Consider the following 18,548-nt stretch of genomic DNA (forward strand, 5'->3'; position numbering starts at 1 on the left):
CACCCTATTATAGCATAGAACCTTTTACTTTGCGAGCCTTTAAGGAATTTTTTATTTTCCGAAAAAAAAGCACAGCATGCCTGCTGCGCTTTTTACTCATATCGTAAGGCCTCAATGGGATCTTTCCCTGCCGCTTTGGATGCCGGGTAAATTCCAAAAAACACACCCACCAGCGCAGAAAATCCAACCGCAATAATAATTACCATTGGTTTGATGACTACTGTCATTCCAAGAAGGGTGCCTCCAAGAAAAACAAGTCCTGCCCCCGTTATAACACCGATGATTCCCCCCATTGCAGAAAGTATGGCCGATTCAGTGAGAAACTGGACCATAACATCCCAGGTTTTTGCTCCAAGAGCCTTTCTGATACCGATTTCCCGGGTCCGCTCTGTAACAGAAACCAGCATAATATTCATGATTCCGATTCCGCCTACCAGAAGGGAAATTGCTGCAATGCCTCCTACGGCTGCAGACAGACCGCCCATAATCTGGTCCACGCTTCCCATTTCGCTGGATACGGAATAAAAGGTAACATCTTCTCTTTTTCTATTTTTGCTCTTGGCTATATACTGGGAAAAACGTTCAGAAAAAGAGCTCATATCAGTCCCTTCTTTTGCGTAAAGCCTGATATTGTAAATTGTATCATTGGGCCATACCAGAATAGACTCAGGCAGATAACCTTCTTTATTCTCACCAGAACCACCTACCATGGCTAAGAATGGATTTTCTTCTTTGCGGTAAACTCCTACCACATCATAATCATCCGTATCTCCGTAAATCGTTGTCCGAAAAGACTTACCTACTGCATTCTCCGTACCAAACAGCTCTTTTGCCCCTTCTGCTTCCAGAACAACATGATTTTTTCTTCCTTTTATATCTCCCTCATTTAAATTCCTGCCGTATATGATGTTAATCTTATGAACGTTTGGATAATTGGAACCAATCCCCTCCAGCGCGAATTTCACCTTGTTTCTGCCAAAAACAGCTTCCACATTTTGCTGCGAACTACTGTCTATATATGTGATCTCATCTTTGTAAACTTCCCTGATGCGGTCAACGTCATCCACGCTGAAATAATCGCTTTGTCTCATATCACTGCCGTCAGAGGGCCAGATGTAAACATACGCCAGGGTTGTTCCCACATCTTTATAGATATCAGAAATCATAAACCGCATGGTATCACCAATGGATACAATGGCAATCACCGATCCGATTCCAATGATAATCCCAAGCATGGTAAGAAGAGATCTCATTTTGTTCGCCTTTATGGCATGAACCGCCATCGTCATATTTTCAAACAGCATGCTTCCCTCCTATTCATACCTCAATGCCTCGATTGGATCTGCCTTAGCCGCCTTTGAAGCCGGGTAAATTCCGAAAAATATACCTACCAGCCCGGAAAATCCCACTGCCATAACAACCACGGATGGTCTTACGATTACGGTTGTTTTTAAAACCGCTCCTCCAATCATTACAATCGCCACTCCAAGAATGATGCCAATCACACCACCGCATGCCGACATCAGTGCCGATTCCGTCAAAAACTGAATCATAATATCCCTGGTTCTGGCACCAAGCGCTTTCCGGATTCCAATTTCTCTGGTACGCTCAGTTACCGACACCATCATGATATTCATGATCCCGATTCCCCCTACTAAAAGAGAGATGGCGGCAATTCCTCCTACCGCTGCTGACATAGCTGAAAGCTTGGAATCCACGTCACCCATCTGATCCACGACAGACATCACACGGATGTCTGATTCTTTGCGGCCTTTTGTCTTTGCAATGTATTTGACGATTTCAGGCTGAAATTCTTTCATATTCACTCCATCACGAACATAAAAATTCAGCAACTGAAACCGGTCGCCTTTTGGACTTACCACAGTGTCAGGGATAAATCCGGCCTGCTTTTGCCCGTTGTTCAGAAGCATGGCAGCCAGGGGAGACAAATCCTTGTGATATACCCCCACCACAGTAAACTCCTGAGTATTCTTGTTGACAGTCATGCGGAAAGTACGTCCTACGCAGTCGGCCGTTCCAAAAAGCTGCACTGCCCCCTTATCCTCCAGTACCACATGGTTTGCCGCTTTTTTTACATCTGCCTCATTGATAAATCTGCCGTAAATAATATTCTGGGGCTGAACATCCGTATAATTATAGTCTACCCCCTGAAATTCGAATTTCACCTTTTTTAAGCGGTTTATCGCTTCTGTATCAGCGCTTGAATTGGTATCAACGTACGCTATCTTATCATGAAAGACCTCTTTCACCCGTTCCATCTCATCTCTGTCAAAATAATCGGAACTGCGGAAATCAGTCACCTCCCAGGATACCAGAATAAGGGCCCTGTTAATACCAACATCTTTATACGCATCTGTAAAAACATTTCTCATGCTGTCTCCAACAGATACAATGGCAATCACTGCGCCGATACCGATAATGATGCCCAGCATAGTGAGAAATGAACGCATTTTATTGGATCTAATGGCGTGTAACGCCATACTCATATTTTCTCTCAGCATAATGCATCCCCACTCTGATACTCTGGTTCTTCCGGCTCTTCCGGCTCTTCCAGCTCTTCCTTCTCCCGCTTTGATATGGGAATATTAGGTGTATCACTGACCAGATTTCCATCCCGGAAACGGATGATCCGATTGGTAAACGCGGCAATATCTTCTTCGTGAGTAACCAATACTACCGTTGCTCCCTCGTTATGCAGCTTGGAAAACAATTCCATGATTTCCACTGATGAAGCCGAATCTAAATTACCAGTGGGCTCATCTGCAAGTATCAGGGGCGGCTCGTTTGCCAGCGCTCTGGCTATTGCAACCCTCTGTCTCTGACCTCCGGATAATTCATTGGGCATATGTTCGTATCTGGTTCCCAGACCTACCCGTTCCAAAAGCTCAAGTGCTCTTTTTTCCCTCGCTTTTTTAGAGATGTGGGCATAGGTCATGGGAAGCTCCACATTCTTTAAAGCCGATGTTCTGGATATTAAGTTAAAGGACTGAAAAACAAATCCGATTTTACGATTTCTGATGGCAGATAAATCATCTGACGGAAGATCCGCTGTATCAATGCCATCCAGAAAATAATGTCCCATGGTTGGCCGGTCCAGACAGCCAAGTATATTCATCAGTGTTGATTTTCCTGAACCTGACTGCCCCATAATGGCGACAAACTCGCCCCGCTTTATTGTTAAGTTTACCCGCTTTAATCCCAGTACCTTAATGGAACCGGTATCATAAATCTTTACCATATCAACCAGTTTAATCAGATCTTCGCTGACATTCTGGGTGATATAGTCAGGTATCACTTCTTTCTTTTTCCACATATAACATCCTCCCTATTGCTGAGACGGAAGCACGTGTACCGTCATTCCATCTGTAATCATAGGGGATGGTGCTTCAATCAGCTGCAGACCTTCTGTTAAGGCGCCCTCTTCGTCCGGTATGATCTCCGCTTCAATATCGCTTTCTACACCGGTCTTTACAGGTATGTATTTGACAGTGTTGTTAACAACGGAAGCTACTGCCATGGTTCCGTCGGGATTCTGAATCAGCGCCGAAATAGGAACGACCCATACATCTTCGGCTTTTTGCAGTTCGATTTTAGCCTTTGCCGTAATTCCTGCAATCAGCTTTGTATTCTGGTCAATGATTCGAATGGTGGTTGGGATGACACGTTCCGTAGAACCGCCTCCCTTTTCTTCTCCAGTCGGGGAAATATCCGTTACTTCACCGTTTACTGTATCACCATTTAAGATGTCTGCGTTAATCGCTACCGGCTGCCCTACTTTTACCTTGCCGATGGAATATTCACTTACGTTAATTTTCATCTCAAGGACATCCAGGTTATTAATGATAAACATGGGCTTATCGTCATCGGTTTTATCCGCAAAACGCCCCACCTTGCAATTTACCCTTACAACAGTTCCTGCGATAGGACTGGTTACTTTTGTATTCTCCAGCGCTTCCTTTTTCTGCTCCAGCTCAAATGCTTCTTTTTCAATCTGCAGAGAATAGGATTCATTGGCTACCGGTTTCCCATCCTTAATCGTATAGGTGGTAAGCTCCCTGGCCGCATCATTCATGGTATTGGTGGCAGTCTCCAGCTCAACTCCCGTGGCACTTCCACCCTGATAAAGAAGAAGGGTTCTGTTGTAATTTGCTTTTGCCGTCTCAAACTCCTGCTTTGCCTTGGCATAACCATTTTCTGCTTCCAGCTGTTTATCTTTATATGTACTGACAGCAAGATCATAAGCATTCTGAGCTATATCCACTCCTTTTTTCGCGTCCTTATCATCAAGGGTGGCCAACAGCTGCCCCTTCTCTACCTTGTCACCCTCTTTTACCTTTAGTTCCAGGATCTCAGCATGTAAATTTGAAACCACCTCCACACTGTCCGTACCCTGTACCGGACCGCTTACAGAAAGGATTTCCGTAACTTCACCTTTCTTTAAAGGTGTTGCTGTAACCGGCATAGCTGCACTTTTTCCGCCTGCCACACTTTTAAAGGCAATAAAAAGGAACACTACAGTAACTGCAGAGCCCATAATAATTTTCTTTTTTCTGCTCCATTTTTTCTTAAAAAGCTTTTTCTTCTTTTTACCCCCGTGCTCCTCAGTCATCAGATGCTCCAATTCTTTTTCAAAGTCATCATCGGCCATAGGACCGGCTTGCGCCACTTGCATTTCTTCTTCTATTTTCTTCCTGAAAAATTTCATGCTCGTACCCTCCATATCAATTTCTGTCTCTATCCTATTATAGCGGGGTGTTATAATGATTTAAATATTAAAATTCTTATAATTTTCTAAATTTTTCCAAATAAATCGTAAAAACTGCTGTAAGAACGAATTTTCCTTACAGCAGTCTCCTGTTAATCATTGTAAATTTAAAATTTTTATCATCTTTTTAAGGAAAAGAACTGTAACAAACAGAAAAAGCATTCCAGCTCCCTGATAAAGATAAGGGATTGAAAAAAAGCTTAATGTCCATAAAAGAAAAAGAAGTAATGCATCTGCCCTTAAATACGTTCCAAACGCATAACTAATCCCTGCTTCCTTCTGTGTCAGTTCCTTCTCTCCAGCGATCAGCCGGCATATACCGGGGCTGCAAAAGCAATGGGAAAGAATGAAAAACAACACAAAAGAAAAAATCATGATATCAGCCCGCTTTCTCTTAAGAAATCTCCAGCCACCTTTTCCGGGGTCTGCTGCAGTTCATCCACTTTATAGTTCAGTTCCGCCATGACATCGTCTGTGAGCAACACTCCCAGTTCTTCTAACAATCCTGGTAATTCCGGACATTCTTCCAGTGCTTCTTCCCTTACCACAGGCATGGCAAAGTAAGGAGGGAAAAAGTGTTTGTCATCAGTCAGTGTCTTTAGCTGAAATTTCTTTAAGAGTCCGTCCGTGGCAAATGCATCCACCACATCCACCTCTCCACCAGCCAGTGCGGTATAGCGGGGTGAGCCGTCAATGGTAAGTTTATTACCCATTTTAAATCCATAAGTATTTTCTATTCCAGTCAATCCGTCTTCTCTGTTGGAAAACTCAAACGTAGTGCCAGAAGTCATAGTACCTGCTATCCTGGATAAATCACTGACTGTCCCGATTCCATATTTCTTAGCAGTCTCCTGGCTGACTGCAAGTACATAAGTATTGTTAAACTGCATTTGTTTTAAAACCGCCAGATCAAAACGCTCTCCATATTCCTTTTTCACGGTTTCATAAACCTTTTCCATATCACTGATTGGCGGATATTTTAACATATCTGTATATGCAGTTCCGCTGTATTCAATATAAAGATCAATATCTCCGCTCTTTAGTGCGCCTGCACAAACCTGAGTTCCACCCAGACTCAGCCTGCGGTTCACTTTTATATCAGTTCTTGCTTCTACTAAATCCGCCACCAGATTCCCCAATATTTCCTGTTCCGTAAAATCCTTAGAGCCGATGGAAATAGTCCTGCCCTCCTGATTGCCGGTGCCGATTGAAGTAAATAAAAATACGGCTGCAAGCAGAACTGCCGCTGCACCAAGCCCCGCTTTCTGAACGGTTCTTTTCTTTATTTTCTCTGCTTTATCTCCCTTTTGCAGACTGATGGGGGTAACCAGTTTTTCAACCAGTCCGATGATAAAGTCAACCGTTAAAGCCAGCATACACGCTGGAATGGCTCCTGCCAGAATCTGGTTGTTATTCACTGTCCTGATTCCGGAAAAGACCAGATAACCCAGTCCGCCCGCTCCGATAAATGCAGCCATGGTCATAAGTCCTACTGCTGTGACAGATGCAATTCTCACTCCTGCCATAATTACCGGAAGGGCAAGAGGGATCTGAACCTTTGTCAGAACCTGTAAGGGCGTCAGGCCAATTCCTCTGGCTGCTTCGATTGTCTGTGGATTTAAATTTTCGATACCTGTATAGGTGTTTTTTATGATGGGAAGCAGAGAATAAAGAACAACCGCAACAATAGCGGGAACGGTACCAATACCAAGCAGCGGAATCATAAATCCCAGCAATGCCATACTTGGAATGGCCTGAATAATATTTGCTGCTGTCAGCACTGGTTTATTGGCTTTTGATGCATAGGCGATTAATATTCCGAGAGGCACACCAATTAAGATTGCAAGCCCCACGGATATTGCTGTCAGCTTCACATGTTCAATCAGCAAGGTTATGATCTGCGGGTAACTGTCTCCAATATAAGTCCAAAAATTCATTTACGCATCTCCTCCTTCATACTCAAAATATTGCTGACTTAAGGTGGTTACCAGACTGCTTTTTGTAATCAGACCTTTTAAACGTCTGCTTTCATCCACAACCGGGACGGCAGATACTTTATAATCGGTAACGATCTTCAAGGCATCCAGAATATTCTCATCTGGCTGCAGTACTTTAAAATCCTGGGTCATATATTCTTTCGCCTGTTTTGACTTATCTTCCACGCTTCTTAACACGCTGGCTTTTACCATGCCTTCCAGGCGCCGGCTTTCCCTGTCAATAATCAACAGCGTGTCTACTTTATTCTGACGCATCTTATCCACACATTTTAATATGGAAAGATCTTTTGCTGCTGTAACCGGCTGGTCAATCATAATATCAGATACCCGGATAAATTCCGGAGAGGACCAGATTCTGTTTTTACCCACAAAGTTTGATACAAATTCATCTGACGGATTATTTAAAATATTCTCTGGTGTATCATATTGTAAAATGTCTCCGTCCTTCATAATACAGATCATGTCGGCAATTTTAATGGCCTCATCCATATCATGTGTAACAAAAATGATTGTTTTTTTCAGCTTGCCCTGAAGCAGCACCAGTTCATCCTGTAAATCGGAACGGGTCATGGGATCCAATGCGGAAAACGGTTCATCCATGAGAATAATATCCGGGTCTGTAGCAAAGGCTCTGGCTACACCCACACGCTGCTGCTGTCCTCCACTGAGCTCCGTAGGATACCGGTCTAAAAACTCACTGCAATCCAGCCCGACCATCTGCATCAATCTTTTTGTATTCTCTTCCCTGTCCTTTAACGGCATTTTCTCAAGCCTGGGGATCAGCTCTATGTTCTCTCTTATGGTCATATGGGGAAAGAGTCCTGTCTGCTGGATGACATAGCCGATTCTTCTTCTCAAGGTAACTTCATCCATGGCAGCAGTATCTTTGCCGTCAATACAAATCGTTCCGGAGGTAGGTTTTATCAGGCGGTTTATCATCTTTAAAAGCGTTGTCTTTCCACAGCCGCTCTCTCCAATAATTGCCACCAGGCTTCCTTTTTGTACGGTAAAGGTAATATCATTGAGAACCTTTTTTGTCTTATACTGTTTTGAAATATTCTCAAATTTTATCATCAATTACGCTCCTTTCTTATTTAGTGACAACTTATATTATATGTTAAAGTTGTCACTTTGTCAAATCACGAAATAAGACCACAGGATTTTGTACGCTTCCTGCGGTCTTATTTTCAAATGGTTTTATTTATTTTCTTACGCCCTTTTCATCCACTTCATAGTCATCTACTTTCGTGCTTCTGGCAAGGGAGCCGTCAGCGTTAAAGTAGTACCATTTTCCCTGGATTTCAATCCAGCGGCCGGATACCAGGATACCACTGCCATCGAAGAAATACGTTACATCATTAATGGTCTGCCAGTCAGTGACGGCTTTTCCTTCTCTGTAGAACAGGTACTGACCGCTGTCATTTTTCGCCCATTTTTCGGCAGTGGAGGGATCAATGGTCAGCTTGATGTAGCGGTGAAGCATAGCGGCAATCTCAGCGCGGCTTGCATTGGCCTTTGGATTAAAGCTGCTTCCTTCTTTTGACAGGATAACACCTGCCTTCTGCATTGCTGCTACTGCTTCCTGATATCCGCTCTGAATCTTTGCTGCATCACTAAAGACTACGGCACTGCGGACCTGAGGAAGCTTATATTCTGTTGCTTTCGCATAGTTTGCCAGGATGGCTGCTGCCTCTTCACGGGATAATGAATGATCTGGGGCAACCTGGCTGTTTTCCCAGTTTCCTGTTATCCCATTTTCTTTCGCCCACTGAATATATGGGCTGTATTCGCTGTCTGCCATTCCATCTTTTAAATAAGCATTTGGATCAATGTCCGCCAGTTTTCCAAGAGCTTTTGCCAGTACTTTCAGGGTAATGGCATTGTCCGGAGAAAATTCGTTTTCGGATATACCGTTGATCAGACCTCTGCCAACTACATAATCAATGGAATCCTTGGCCCAATGACTGCTGGTATCCTTTAATTTTGCTGCCGGGGTTTCATAACCCAATCCATATACAGAAAAATGGTTTGTGGTAAAAATCACGCTTCTGCTGTTTCTGTCATAGGCAGAACCTTTCACACGGGCTGGATTTCCCTGCTCATCCACATAAACTGCATACAGTCCTCCAATTGCTTCCTCCGATGTTGGAGTATAAGGAATACTTACGAAAACAGAACCAGTACCAAAGTTAGAAACATGTTTTGTTCCGCTTTCATAGCTTGCCTTTAAATCATAGACAGGGCGTGTGCCGATCTGGCTTCTTGCCGCTCCGCTAAGTGTGGTTGGCTCCACTTTTTTTGCCGTAAGCTGTACATCTGCATTGGCCTGGCGGTTAATTTCCGTGACTGCAGCCAGATTAATTCCGATTGTGATATCCGGCCGGTCAATCATCATTTCTACACTGGAAATTTTATTACTTATTACCTGCTGCTGTATGTTTTTCGGTAAGTTTACTGTTACGGCAGAGGCGTCCATGCCACCTGTAGATACCTGGAGTGCTACTTTTATATCTCCTGCATTTACACCTTTTTTCGCTGCGTTTGCTCTGGCGTTAGCGATTGCGTCCGTAATATTTTTGTCAGTAACGCTTACGGCTGCATTTCCACTGTTGTCAACGGTTGCCGTACTCTGGGCCGCTCCTGTAATCGCCTGGGTGGGGATAGAGGAAGAACCGCTTGTGGAAGAGGAGGAATCACCGGAGCTATTGCCGGAATTTCCGCCTGTGTTTCCGCCTGTGTTTCCGCCTGTGTTTCCACCGTTACTTGTGCCTGGCTGTCCGATTGTTATAGTCATAGAATCAGCGCTGGCGAGAAACAGTTCAGTTTCTGCAAAACGTACCACATAAGAACCAGCGGACAGACCCGTGATTTCTCCGTTTTCATTGGAGATTACCTCTTTGTATGATCCGTTGTCTTTCTTATACTCATATCTGGTATTGGGAATCAGTCCAGTGATCTTACCGTTATTGCCGCCATTTTCAGTGGCATTTGTCACATCGGGCTTTGCTGGAGCGCTTGCCTTCGTGCCTTTGTTAACCGTAAGGATACCAAATACTTTCTGACCAGCTGCATGAGTCTGTGTTTTTTCTGTTGTAAGACTGATTCGAATGGTTCCTGCTTTGGTAACCGTAAGTATATTACCTGAAATGGTACCAGCACCCGTACTTTCTTCCTCAATGGCATAAATCCGTTTTCCTGCATTCTTATCTACAGTAAACAATGAGGTGATTTGTGAGAGATCTATGGTTGTTCCGCTGAAAGAAACAGTTGCTTTTCCCCCCACATTTTTAATTGCTGTTTTTCTGCTGATTTTTAAATCAGATGCAACTATATCATCTGCAAAAACATAATTAACACTTGCATTTCCATTTCTTACAATTGCGGGTTCCGTGAATTCTCCCTCAACCTTCTGGAGAATAACCATCCCATCGTCAATGATTCCATATCTGGCATGTATGGCAGTGGCAATTCCATCAAGACTGCTGACAGAACTGCTTTTGGCAAATACAGTGCCGTCTGTAATTTCAATTCCACTGTCTGATACAATACCAACGCTTCTATAATAAGCATCTCCTGCTATGGAAGTAATTTCGCCACCGCTGATATAAAGAATGCCCACTGCATAAATGCCGGCACTATACGTTCCAAAGGTATCTCCTGCTGAAATCTGAAGTCGTCCTGTATTGCCAGCCATTTCCATGTCACCGGTGCAATAGATACCTGCGAAGTTAGAATCACTATTTGTATCTGAAACACTTACATGGTTGTCGCTGTCATCAGCCAGAAGAACTCTTGTTCCAGCGGGAAGTTTAATTCCAATCTCATCAGAACTGATTATATTAATCCCCTCTAATAAAAGTACACCTTGGGAATGAAACCATTTCCAGCCCTCGGAAGTATCATCGATGTCACTTATTATTGGATTCTTACTGACTAATTCTCCATTTAAGTCCCGGTACCAGACGAGGTCTGATGTTAAATCCAGCATGTCACTTCGAAGCCCTGCCTGTTCAATTTTAAACCTGGCGTCGCTATTCTTTGCAACGGATAATGCCTGTGCACTTTCCAGCTTATCGGCCGGAATAGTAATACTCATGGTTTCATATGATTTCCGGGTTGGAGTGCCGGAAAAAGCGATGCTTACTTGTCCGTCAGTGTAAATATTTTCTATCTTTGCAATAATTCCCTCTGGAAGATTCTGGAACCAGTCAGATACATTCTCATCTTTATGCAAATTGGAAAATACTTCATTTGCCAGAGTGATGGTGATGGAATTATTTCCTGAGAGTGCAGTTCCAGTCATACCAGAGACGATCTGACTGTTCACCGAAGCGGACTTAACTGGCGGAGATACGGTAAATTTCAGATCATATGCCACTATGCCATCTCCATACAGGTATTGATGACCATAAACATATTTACTCACTGCCTCTGTATATTCATCCCCCTTCTTATGCAATATGGTAAGCTCATCGGGATAATTAGCGGAAAAATATGCAGCTGTACTGCCGCCGTAAGGACCTGACTTCGCGTAAAGTGTTCCCCCTGTCATATCCAAAGTACTGACTCTGATTCCATAACTCATGTCGTTTGACAGAGCAGAAGCTGTTATCGTTCCATCTTCAATTAACAGACCTGCACAAAATAAGCCAACACCTCTTAAACCCGATGGAACAATCGCAGAAAGTTCTCCAGATCCTTTTACGGTTATTTTCCCCTTACCCCATACAGCAATTGGAGCCGATATAAGATTGTCGCTTCCATCTGCCAATACTATGGTTGTATTATCCGGAATTATAAGGCCACTTCCTGAAGTATCAACTGTCTGAATTGTAACTCCATCTAATACAAGTGTTTTTTTAGGGTAACCCGCCTCCATATTTCCGTTCAGATACCAGGTCCACCCCTCTCCGGAATTAATAATGTCATTATCGAGTGGAGATGCACTGGCTTCTTCTCCCAGTGTATTTATATAGGGTACCACCTCTCCGGTCAAATCCAAGAAACTGGAACGAGTATGTAAACCAGTAATGCTAAACTTAGCATTACTATTGGTTTTTACGGATAATGCCTGTCCAAGTGTCAGATAATCAGCAGGGATTACAATGGCCATTGCTTCATTTGACAGCACAATTGGAGTACCGGAAAATGTAATGGTCACAGTTTTGTCTGAAGCGCTCTCCACTCTTGCGGTAAGTCCAATTGGCAGATTACTGAACCAGCTGGAAACATCCCTGCCCACTTCTAATTGAGTAAAGGAATCGTTCAAAACTGAGATAGTGACTGTATTATCCCCCGAAAGCGGCTTTCCCCCTCTGCCGGATACTGTCTTATCAGAAATGGCTGCAGATGCTTTTGGCTGTGAAGGCGTACCCTCTACAATCATAACCTCGGTAACTGCCGTGTCACCACTATAGATAAACGTATTCCACCTCTCATCCCAGGTAGCTTCTATGGTGTATTCACCCTCTGTATCCCTCTGGTATACAATAATTCCTGAATTTTCACTCTCAGTTAACAGAGGGAAATTAACATTCATTTTATAGTTGTTAAATCTGATATATAAGGTTGCATCATCCAGAGTAAAATCTGAGGAAGCATTGATTCCTACACTTCCGTAGCTATTCTCAGTACCGGCAGTAACATATAAATCGCCTTTTCCGCAGACTTTGAGAGAAGGTGCATTGATACAAGTGTTTTTTTCTTCAGGATCAGTATAGGTATTATTTATGAAATTGCTGCTGTTATCGGCAAGCATAATGGTGGAGCCTTCCGGCAGATTGATACTCACAGGATCCTCATTTACATCAAAGCTTACATTGTCCAGTAAAAGAGTCTTTTCAGGATAGCCCTTATCCGGGTCTCCATTCAAGTACCAATCCCAGCCCTCTCCCGTACCAATAATATCTGAACTGGTAGGGTCGGCAAAAAGCGAGTCTTCCTCACTAATCTGATACGAAACCAAATCCACAGTAAGATCCAGTATTTTGGTACGCTCAAGCGGATTAGTTCTTGCTCCTCGAAGCATCATACCCACATCACCAACAGTTACAGTAATGACCGGCAATTCCACACCATATGCCAGCGTATATCCTTCCGGTAGCGTTGGTTCAAAGACATATTCTCCTGCCTCTTCTCCGTCATACTCCGGATCAGAACTCCATGTTACCGGAATGGATGTCATTCTCTCTTCCACCTGGCTTTCCTGGAAATCTGTTTTATCCATATCACTTACATTGATTAAATCGACACTGGCCACCCGAAAAGTATTGCTGCTGGTCACTTCCAAATCTTCCAGTTCCTGAGATGTCTCCGGTTCCTGCTGGATTTCCGATTGCTGAGATGCCTCTGGTTCCTGCTGTGTCTCAGTCTCCTGCTGGGTCTCAGTCTCCTGCTGCGTCTCCGGCTCCTGCTGCGTCTCAGCCTCCTGCTGGGTCTCCGGCTCCTGCTGGGTCTCAGTCTCCTGCTGCGTCTCAGTCTCCTGCTGCGTCTCCGGCTCCTGCTGCGTCTCTGGCTCTATGGTAGTGCCATCCTCTGGCGTTTCATTGGTTGGATCTACAGCCGGACTGTCAACTTTTGTCTCCGTTGCAATGACTGCTGACAGTTGCTTTGGCAGATTCAGCTCGCTAAGGGTTGTACCAATCGGCACAGATTGAGTTTGTGTCTCGTCTGCCAGCGGTTCAAATGCCGTTATTTCCATTTCGCGATCCGAAGTCTGAATATCCGCTGCTGCCGGAAAAGGCATTGCCCCCAACGCCACAACCATTGACAATACCATTGCCAAAGAGCGTTTTAAAGGTTCGTGTTTTTTCATATGCTTTCCTCCTAATGTATTGATGTTGTATTTCCTGCCCGAGCCTTTCAACAGTTTTCCCCCTGTTGTATTACTTGCGATATTATACAACACTCCAATAAACGGAGAATAAACGAAAAAATCCGGCTTCTGTATAGGAACGCAGAAAGCCGGATTATAATAGTGTGTATTTTATTAATAATGTTTTTTCAAAAATAATAGCGGGTGGGGCACTTCATCGGAGAGCAGCAGGCCTATCTCTTTGCGCAGCTGTTTCTCTTTTTTCTTCCTCCCGGTTCTGTTATAAAAATCCAACAGTTTGTCAGAAGCACCTTCATGATATGGATCCAGTTCCAGTGCATGCAGATACAGCCGTTCTGCGTCTTCCGTCCGCTTCTGATCTTCTCTCAGCTCTCCCGCTTTCAGAAGATTGGATATCATGTTTTTTTCCAGAGTATGGGCTTTTGGGAAGGACCATTCATACGTCTTTCCCTGGAACAATTCTCCACGGTAAAGCTCTTTCAGCCGTTCCATTTCCTTCTCTGTCTTCCATGCCAGGTTCTGCATCTGCTGGAATTCATATAAATCACAGTAAATCCGCTTGGTATCCAGAGAAATCTGTTTTCTGGTAGTAATCAGGCATTCTTCCATGCCAAACTGCTGCAATGCCTTTCGTACATAATAAACGGTGGAGTTTAAGTTTTTCATTGCCTTGTCTAACGGGAAACCCTCCCACAGCGTGTCCGCGATTTCATCCCGGCTGACGCTGACCTTACAGACCAGATAAGCAAACAGCTCCTCCACCTTGGGAGAACGCCAGCTGATCGCCTGTCCGCCCTCGTCCTGGACCAATACCCAAAAACCCCCGAAACATTTAATATATAACTGCTGTACTTCCCTGTAATTCTTTCTGGCAAGCCGGTCGATTGTCTTGACCAGACGATCCCTCTTAATTGGTTTTAAGAGATAATCCACTGCTTCCAGCTCAAAAGCTTCCACTGCATATTCCCCGTATCCGGTAACAAACACCACACTTGCGCTGCTTTTTTTGTCGATCAGAAGATTTGCAAACTCCATGCCATCCATTTCGGGCATGGTTATATCGAGAAATATCACATCCACGGGATTTTCATCTATGTATTTTAGCGCATCCAATGCTGTAGCGAAGGAACCGCACAGTGTGATCTCCTGGATTTCCTCCAATAAGATGGTAAGCCGGCAACGGGCCAGTTCCTCGTCGTCTACTATAATTGCTCTCATACCGATCCGTCTCCTTTCTTACAGTTCCATCTTCCTGTCTGTTTTATATCTGTGAAAGGCAGACCAAATACCACCCTGGTTCCTTTTCCAACTTCACTTTCTATGGTTAATCCCTTTTTATAGAGCATCATAAGCCTCTGGTTAATATTCCAGATTCCAATCCCCCCTGATTCTGGTTTTTCCTCCAGCAACCCGCTGATTCTCTCTTTTTCTATCCCAATTCCATTATCCTCAATTGTAAAAACCGCCTCCGTCCCCTGACGTTTTACAGATATAATAACGGTTCCTCCCACAATTGCTTTCATTAATCCATGGCGTACTGCATTCTCTACAAGTGGCTGCAATATCAGATGGGGTATGGGAAGATTTATGGTTTCGTCAATATCGTACACAACCTGCAGTCGATCCCCAAAGCGGGTCTTTTCGATGTAGAGATAGGCTTCTAACAGCTCCATCTCCTTTGCAAGTGTCGTCATTGCGTCGATCCGTTTGAAATCAAAGCTGCGGCGCAGGTATTGTGACAGTTCTATCACTACTTCTTCCGCTTTCTGCGGTTTCGTTGCACACAAAGCCGCAATGGAATTAAGTGCATTATAGAGAAAATGGGGATTAATCTGAGCGCGTAAAAATGCAATTTCCGCTTCCTGTGTTCTCATGACTGAGGTCTGAAGCTGACGGATCGCATTTAAGTAATGCATGGATAACAGAAAAATCATTACGATTGCAAAAATCATCATAAACACCTGGGAAAATCCAGAGTCAGTTTTAAATCCCAGGGAAAACAATATACAGTCGAACGAATAAAAATTAACTGCCAATACAGAAACAAATAAAAGCAGCCCTTCCGCCTTCTCAACAAATAAAAGAATGGCCCTGATCAGCAGCACCAGAAGAATGATGGTGTTGCTGACCATCACCAGCTGATGAATTTTATAATATTCATAGATGGGAAATGTCAGTATCACCAATAAGTAGCCTCCATACACACAGGAAATGATCTTCGTGGGACGGAGCGGAATCAGACCATTCTTAAACTCATGAAAGACCCAGAGAAGCGTGATAAAATTTACTGACAGGAACAAATCTTTCATTTTAAAAGCCATGGTGAACGAAATTTCAGGTAAAATGAGAAGCAGGGGACGCTGGTCTGACAGTCCGTTGCCGATTGCGAACAGGGAGCAAAACAGAGAAAACAGGGGAAGTATGTACTCCTTAATTCCTTTCATCCTGGCAACTATAAAAAAGATCAGGTACAAAAAGGCGATTGTCAGCAAAACTGCAAAAATGGCCAATGCCAGCATAAGATCTCTTTGATGCTGATGAAGCATCACATCTTCACTGCCAAGTTCTATGGAAACAGGGATACCGGAATTCATATACTCATAATTGGCAACCTGGATTAGAATTTCTATTTTGTCACTGTCACTTTCAAAAAAACCAAGCTTTGGTGAATTGCCCGAACGATAATCCTTTGAAGTTTGCCCAGGTAAACCATCGGAAATTAATTCCTCCCCATTTACATATACTTTACTGGAAAATCGGGCATTTCCTTTTTTCAGAGCCATCACTTCTCTCGCCGGTACGTGATCTAATACCAGGCGATAGGTAGCACAACCGAATGCCGGAAGTTTTTCCCCTTTTATAAACTTCCCGTTCCACAAACCTGGTACCTGCATATAGACTTTGTCAAACGTTTGGACCTGTGACTGAAAATCCTGTGGGATAAGCAGCTGATTCCAGTAAAATTCCCATTCTCCATCCAGCCGGAGAATCTTTGTCTTATCCATATTCCAGTCTGATAAGTCAATCTTCCCTTTCACTGCATGAAATTCATTTGGCGACTTCACTCTCTTTTCAGGCATTGATAGAAAAAGCAGTAAAAGAAATGCAAACAGGATGAAAAATACCGTAATTGATCGTTTAACCAAGCTGTCACCTCCGTCATTGGAATCTTTTAAAACCTTAAAAAGCCCAAAGAATTATCCTTCAGGCTTCTGGTACTAAATCTATCGATTGGGATACAAAAATCCCTTTACACGGTCCGCAGTATCATCCTGCGCAATAAAATAAATGGTATCGCCCTCCGTCAGCGCCACGTAGGGTCCCGGGGACTTCATCACCAGATCCTTTCTGCTGACAGCGATCACAGTCGCACCGGTATGCTGCCAGAATTGTATCTCGGTAACTGTCTTATTCAGATAAGCGCAGTCCTTTGTGATCCGAATCTCAAATGGCATAAACGGATTCATAGACCGGAAATGGACCGAAGCTTCTATGAGGTCATTCATACACTCATTTAAATAGTCCATCTCTTTCTTCTGACGTGATACACTCTTTAACAGATTCTCTTTAATGGTATCAATGGTCTCCAGTTTGCTGTTCTGCTGAATATAATCCGCTGCCTTTTTCTGGGATCGGATTATAATACCGCTGCCCTTTTCCGATGATACAATACCCAGATCACTGAGTATGCAAATAGACCTGCGGGCAGTTTCCGGCGAAACGCCATACTGGCTCGCAAGGGAAGAACGGGCATATATCTTCTCACCTTCTGCGTACTCCCCATTGGCAATGCGGGCTGCCACCTCGATTGCAATCTGCTGGTAACGGGGAATAACGGTTCTGGTCTTTGGCTCTATGTCCATGTGATTATCATTTCCTTTTCTGAATTATAATATAAAACAGATTTAGTATAGCCTAAAACCAGACGAAAAACAAGCCATGTTAATTCTCTGTCTCACCATCAGCATCCATGAGAATTTCCAGAATCTTAACAGCCTTCTGATAACTGATATCTTCTACCTGATGGAGCCGGTTCACTACCTGTCTTGTAATCAGCCCTCTCTCTCCCTCAGCCCCAGAAGCAGAATCTCTTTCCTTGTAATAATATGTAATGCCATTCGTCAGTTTCACATAATCTTCTGTAATTTCTTCCACACTGTAATTGTTTTCATGATCTCCCTCACAGACCGTAATCTTGTCACCAATACAAAGATTCATACCAAAACCTCCCACAGAATAATTAGAATAAAGATAACTATTACTATTATAGCATAATTATATAGAAAAATATAGTATTGTCTGCCTTGTTTGTTTTTTTATACAGCTTTTTAATTTTGCCCTTTAAATGCACATTCCGCAATGTATACACGGTTCCCCATCCATGCATACAGTTTCGCAGGCAGCTGCATATTCCGTAATCTTCTTCTCCAGATATGACCTTGCACATTCTATATCAGCCTCATCGGGATGCTTACGTGACTCCTCATGACGCCTGATCCCCTTTTCATCTAAAAAATGGGGGTGTTCCGGAGGCAGCTTCTTTCTAAATTCCGTCCGCTGACTGTCAATTTTCCCCTGAGATATAAATACTCCCATGCAGATGTTGTTCTCTGAGATTGATTGAAAAACGGCTTTTTTCACCTTATTACCATACTCACTATGGGGATAACCTCCCATGGTTCCTACAGCAATTATCTTTTTATTTTTACAGTGTTTTAAAAACATCTGGCTGTTATAATCTAAATTACCCCGCCGACACCAGAAAAACAGAATAACCAGTTCTCCTATACCATCAGAAGAGGTAAGGAACTCATTATCATGCAATGTAAATGAACCATTTTTTCTGCTCAATTTCTCTAATACGCCCTTTGCAAGCTTCTCCGTATTTCCAGTCAGCGATGATAAATAGACGTATATGTTGTCGTTCATT

General features: G+C 43.4%; 13 protein-coding genes. All 13 read right to left on the minus strand.

The window, feature by feature from the left end:
- Nucleotides 1-92 precede the first annotated feature (92 nt).
- The 13 genes from BXY41_RS11260 to BXY41_RS11320 all read right to left on the minus strand — a co-directional run bounded on the left by BXY41_RS11260 (nt 93) and on the right by BXY41_RS11320 (nt 18,547).
- A complete protein-coding gene (locus BXY41_RS11260) occupies nt 93-1,304 on the minus strand; it encodes an ABC transporter permease (RefSeq protein WP_104436939.1) in 1,212 nt (403 codons plus the stop codon).
- Between the two features lie 9 nt (nt 1,305-1,313).
- Entirely contained in the window at nt 1,314-2,522 is a 1,209-nt protein-coding gene (locus tag BXY41_RS11265; RefSeq protein WP_104436940.1) for an ABC transporter permease, read from the minus strand.
- The gene (locus tag BXY41_RS11270; RefSeq protein ID WP_104436941.1) at nt 2,516-3,334 is read right to left on the minus strand and encodes an ABC transporter ATP-binding protein; all 819 of its coding nucleotides are present in this window, start codon (nt 3,332-3,334) and stop codon (nt 2,516-2,518) included. Before BXY41_RS11270 ends, BXY41_RS11265 begins: the two co-directional genes overlap by 7 nt.
- A 12-nt stretch (nt 3,335-3,346) precedes the next feature.
- Entirely contained in the window at nt 3,347-4,726 is a 1,380-nt protein-coding gene (locus tag BXY41_RS11275; RefSeq protein ID WP_104436942.1) for an efflux RND transporter periplasmic adaptor subunit, read from the minus strand.
- Nucleotides 4,727-4,882: 156 nt separating this feature from the next.
- A complete protein-coding gene (locus tag BXY41_RS11280) occupies nt 4,883-5,161 on the minus strand; it encodes a hypothetical protein (protein ID WP_104436943.1) in 279 nt (92 codons plus the stop codon).
- Complete coding sequence (locus BXY41_RS11285) at nt 5,158-6,723, minus strand: ABC transporter permease/substrate-binding protein (RefSeq protein WP_104436944.1); 1,566 nt, start codon at nt 6,721-6,723, stop codon at nt 5,158-5,160. Before BXY41_RS11285 ends, BXY41_RS11280 begins: the two co-directional genes overlap by 4 nt.
- Nucleotides 6,724-7,857, minus strand: a complete 1,134-nt coding sequence (locus tag BXY41_RS11290) for an ABC transporter ATP-binding protein (RefSeq protein ID WP_104436945.1) — start codon at nt 7,855-7,857, stop codon at nt 6,724-6,726.
- A gap of 127 nt (nt 7,858-7,984) precedes the next feature.
- Entirely contained in the window at nt 7,985-13,597 is a 5,613-nt protein-coding gene (locus tag BXY41_RS11295) for an S-layer homology domain-containing protein (protein ID WP_104436946.1), read from the minus strand.
- Between the two features lie 174 nt (nt 13,598-13,771).
- Nucleotides 13,772-14,836, minus strand: coding sequence for a response regulator (locus BXY41_RS11300; protein ID WP_104436947.1), 1,065 nt, complete (start codon nt 14,834-14,836; stop codon nt 13,772-13,774).
- Nucleotides 14,833-16,764 carry a sensor histidine kinase gene (locus BXY41_RS11305; protein ID WP_242980167.1) on the minus strand — a complete coding sequence of 644 codons (1,932 nt, stop codon included), beginning with the start codon at nt 16,762-16,764 and terminating at the stop codon, nt 14,833-14,835. Before BXY41_RS11305 ends, BXY41_RS11300 begins: the two co-directional genes overlap by 4 nt.
- A gap of 78 nt (nt 16,765-16,842) precedes the next feature.
- A complete protein-coding gene (locus BXY41_RS11310) occupies nt 16,843-17,481 on the minus strand; it encodes a GntR family transcriptional regulator (RefSeq protein WP_104436948.1) in 639 nt (212 codons plus the stop codon).
- A 79-nt stretch (nt 17,482-17,560) separates the two neighbouring features.
- The gene (locus BXY41_RS11315; RefSeq protein ID WP_104436949.1) at nt 17,561-17,836 is read right to left on the minus strand and encodes a hypothetical protein; all 276 of its coding nucleotides are present in this window, start codon (nt 17,834-17,836) and stop codon (nt 17,561-17,563) included.
- A 123-nt stretch (nt 17,837-17,959) separates the two neighbouring features.
- The gene (locus BXY41_RS11320) at nt 17,960-18,547 is read right to left on the minus strand and encodes a flavodoxin family protein (RefSeq protein ID WP_104436950.1); all 588 of its coding nucleotides are present in this window, start codon (nt 18,545-18,547) and stop codon (nt 17,960-17,962) included.
- Nucleotide 18,548 lies beyond the last annotated feature (1 nt).

Origin of the sequence: Lacrimispora xylanisolvens (genome assembly GCF_002934545.1) — a bacterium.
Taxonomy (GTDB): Bacteria; Bacillota; Clostridia; order Lachnospirales; family Lachnospiraceae; genus Lacrimispora; species Lacrimispora xylanisolvens.